Annotated in this window: 2 protein-coding genes; both read left to right on the forward strand. The window is 70.3% G+C overall.

All coding sequences use genetic code 11. The features are described from left to right. Positions 1-1,752 (forward strand): FlgD immunoglobulin-like domain containing protein (locus Q7W29_12720; protein ID MDO9172681.1); only part of this gene is annotated, 1,752 nt, incomplete at its 5' end. Between the two features lie 108 nt (positions 1,753-1,860). Next, positions 1,861-4,048, forward strand: a 2,188-nt coding sequence (locus tag Q7W29_12725; protein MDO9172682.1) for a hypothetical protein, incomplete at its 3' end; no start/stop codon positions are given.

Genomic DNA, 4,048 nt, shown 5'->3' on the forward strand with positions numbered 1-4,048 from the left:
GGCGACAAGGTGAGCGACTACGTGCTGTTCGAGCCCTGGTCGGGCGAGGCCGCCGTCTCCGCCCTGCCCGCCACCAGCGGCCCGATCAACTGCGGCCAGACCGTCACCCTGAACTTCCGCTACGTGCCCGACGCCCTGACGCCCGCCCTGCGCGGCTTCACCGTGAAGGTGGACTGCTCGGACCAGCTGTCCTTCGGCGCCGCCGACATCGCCGACTTGGGCGTCTTCGACACTTTCGGCAGCGACTACTTCTTCGCGATCGACAACGGTGACGGCACCTTCACGATCGACAGCGCCATCCTGGGCGGCTCGACGGGGTTGACCACCGCGGCCAACCTGTTCGCGATCACCTTCCACCCGGTCAGCGACGGACCCGGCAGCGTGACGCTGCCAAACGTCGTGCTGCGCGATCTGACCAACGGCGACATCGGCAGCGTGGTCACCGGCGCGACGATCACGGTCGACTGCACGTCGCCGCCGGCGGTGACCAACCTGACGTCCGCGCCCGGGCACCGGAAGGTCACCCTGGCCTGGACGATGCCCGTCGCCACGGACGTGCACCACTACGAGGTGTGGCGCGCCCTCTGGCACAACGGCGACAACGTCTCCTCGGCCTACCCCGAGTACGACGACCTGCCGCTGGACGAGGAACCGACCTGGCCGGCCAACCACGCCGCCGTCCTGCTCAATCCCGAGTGGACGCTGGTCAACGGCGCACTGCCCGGCACGGAAGTCGGATACGTGGACACCTACGCTCCGCGCGGCATCTACTACTACGAGGTCTACACGGTCGACGCGGCCGGCAACTTCGGGCCCGGCTCGTCGCCCAACAACCGCGCCACCAACTACTGGCTCGGCGACGTGGACCCGACCCTGGCCTACGACGGCGACGTCGACGTCCAGGACATCAGCCGCCTCGGCGCCTCCTACGGCTTCGGCGGCGTCCACCCGTTCTACAACAACCACTGCGACGTCGGCCCGACCGACAACCGCAGCGGCCGGGGCATCCCCCTGACCGACAGCACGGTGGGCTTCGAGGACCTGATGATCTTCGCGCAGAACTTCGGCAACGTCGGACCGGCCCGGCAGCCCGCCGGCGGCACCGATAGCCCGCAGTTGGTCTGGCAGCGCATCGACGCCACGACGTGGTCGCTGCTGCTGGCCGAGCCCTGCGCGGACCTCAAGGGCCTCCACCTGACGGCTCCCCTGCCCGAGGGCATCTCCTGCGAAGTCGCGGCCGGCTCCCTGCTGGCCGGGCAGAGCAACCCCGGCTTCGCCGCCAACGCGCCGGGCAACGTCCTGGACGCCGGCGTGGCGCTGCTGGGACAGGGCGCCACGATCGGCGGCGCGGGCGAACTGCTGCGCGTCGTCTTCAGCGCCGACGTCGAGCTCCAGCCCCGGGTGACGGCCCGCAACGGCGCGAACGGGGATCTCGCGGTCGGCATGACCACCGAGATCACGCCGGTCACGCCGCTGCGCTTCGCCGCGCACCAGAACTATCCGAACCCCTTCAACCCCCAGACCACCATCGCTTTCGTCCTTCCCGAGAGCCGCGAGGTCCGCCTCGCCGTCTACTCGCTGGACGGATCGCTGGTGCGGGTGCTGACGGACGGCGCGCTGCCGGCCGGCCCGCACACGGCCGTCTGGGACGGCCTCGACAGCCAGGGTCAGGGCGTCGCTTCGGGCGCCTACTTCTACCGCCTCGAGGCGGGCCCGGACAGCCAGGTCCGCAAGATGCTGCTGATGAAGTAGCGACGATCCAACGGGGCCCCGGCGACGAGCCGGGGCCCTTCCCGCGACGGGGACGGACCCCCGCCCCAACACCCGACGGAGCGCCATGACGTTCGGAGGGAAATGCTCATGAGAAAGTCATCTCTGTTGCTGGCGTTGCTGTTGCTCGCAGCTGGCGCCTGGGCCGCCGGGCCGCCGGCCATGCCCGCCGAGGGCGTGCCCGCCGGCGCCCGCGAGATCATCCTGGGCGGCGAAAAGGCCTTCGGCGATCCGACCGACTTCGCGGCGTCGCTGGCGGCCGGCGCCGACTACCTGGTCGGCATGCAGGCCGACATCACCGGGGACAACGCCGGCAACGGCGTCGTCGACACCGACCCCGACGACGGCGGCTGGGACTGGAGTTCCACCGTCTTCGTCCACAGCGCGACCGCCAGCGCGACCAACATCTACGGCGCGACGGTGCAGGGGATCTACCGGGCCTACCTGCTGGATCCGCAGCCCGCCTACTTCACGGCGATGAAGGACGCCGCCGACCACATCGTGAGCGTCGGCCCCACCGTGATCCGCTCGGGCCCGGACGTGATCTTCCTGCTGAACTTCGCGAACCTGCCGGACTGCCCCGCGCCGGCCGTCTACCGGGCGGGCGCGCAGGCGATCTGGAACCGCCAGCTCAGCGTCTACACGACGATGGCCGACCTCGCCGCATACATCCGCGATTTCCGCTACGGCCAGGGCTTCAGCAACGGCATCATCCCCTGGGACATCGCGCCCTGGGTGGAGGCCGCCATGCTGATGGACGAGGCGTTCCCCCTCGCGGGCCACGCCGCCGAGGCCGCCGCCATGGCCGAGGTCGTCTACCGGGACAGCTTCCTGGGCCTCCCCGGCTACTTCGATCCCGACGGCGCCAACATGGGTAGCGACCCGAACTGGAACAACCCGCTCTTCTGGTGGTATTCCAGCGGTCTGACCGGCATCATCGACGCGTTCGCTGTCTCGGGTGCCCACACCGCCGAACTGCCGGGTCTGCAGGCCCTGCTGTTGGCCTGCCAGTACGCCGACGGCGCCTTCAGCGACCAGTACGGCGCCGATGTCGAGATCGACCGTGACTGGCAGGGCTCCGCCTACGCCTTGCGGTCCCTGGCCGACAACCTCCCCTCGACCGTCGCCACCCGCGCCGCCATCCGCCAGGGCGCCATCTGGCTGGCGTCCACGCAGGACGTCAGCGGCGGCTGGGTCTACGGCAGCGGCACCCACTATCCGGAAGTCGGTGGCGAGATCACCGCCGGCCTGGCGGCCGCCGCCGGCGCCACGGTCACCGCCGCCGCGAGCGGCCCCGACCCCGTGCAGTGCGGCCAGACCAAGACCGTGACCTTCGCCTACGCCCCCGGCGACGCCACGCCCGGCCTGCGCGGCTACGAGTTCGTGGTCAAGGTGGCCGGCCCGGTGGCCACCGTCACCTCGGCCCACTTCGCCAGGGCCGGCGGCCTGATGTCGGTCGGCTCCACGGTCTTCTACGTGGTGGACGAGGGCGGCGGCGTCTTCTCGGTCAACGAGTCCATCCTGGGCACCACCCCCGGACTGCTGGTCCCCGGCAACCTGTTCACGCTGGTCCTGACGACCAGCGGCACCGGCGTCGTGGACGTGACGGTGGAGAGCTACCGCATGCGCGACCCGGCCAACCTGGACATCTTCGCCGACGTGAGCGGCGTCTCGTTCACGGTGGACTGCACCATGCCGCCGGGCGTGACCGACCTGACGTCGGCCCCCGGCCACGAGCAGGTCACGCTCGCCTGGACGATGGCCGACGCCTCGGACGTGGATCACTACGAGGTGTGGCGCGCCGTCTGGCATACCGGCGACAACGTCACCTCTGCCTACCCCGAGTACGACGATGTCAACCCGAACCAGCCCGTGTGGCCCGCCGACCACGCCGCCGCCGTCGCCAGCCCCGAGTGGTCGCTGGTGAGCGACACGGTGGCCGGTTCCGCCGTGGCGTTCGTCGACAGCTACGCCCCCCGCGGCATCTACTACTACGATGTCTACGCCGTGGACGCCGCCGGCAACGTCGGCCCCGGCGCCGGGCCGATGAACCGCAGCACGAACTACTGGCTCGGCGACATCAATCCCCCGACCTACGACGGCGACGTCGACGTCCCCGACATCGACGAACTCGGCGCCGCCTTCGGCTACGTCCATGGCGGCGGCGGCTACGACAACGAAGCCGACGTCGGCCCCACCGACGACACCAGCAGCTTCGGCATCCCGACCACCGACAACGTGATCGATTTCGAGGACCTGATGATCTTCGCCATGAACT

Source organism: bacterium, from assembly GCA_030654305.1.
In the GTDB taxonomy this organism is placed as follows: domain Bacteria; phylum Krumholzibacteriota; class Krumholzibacteriia; order LZORAL124-64-63; family LZORAL124-64-63; genus PNOJ01.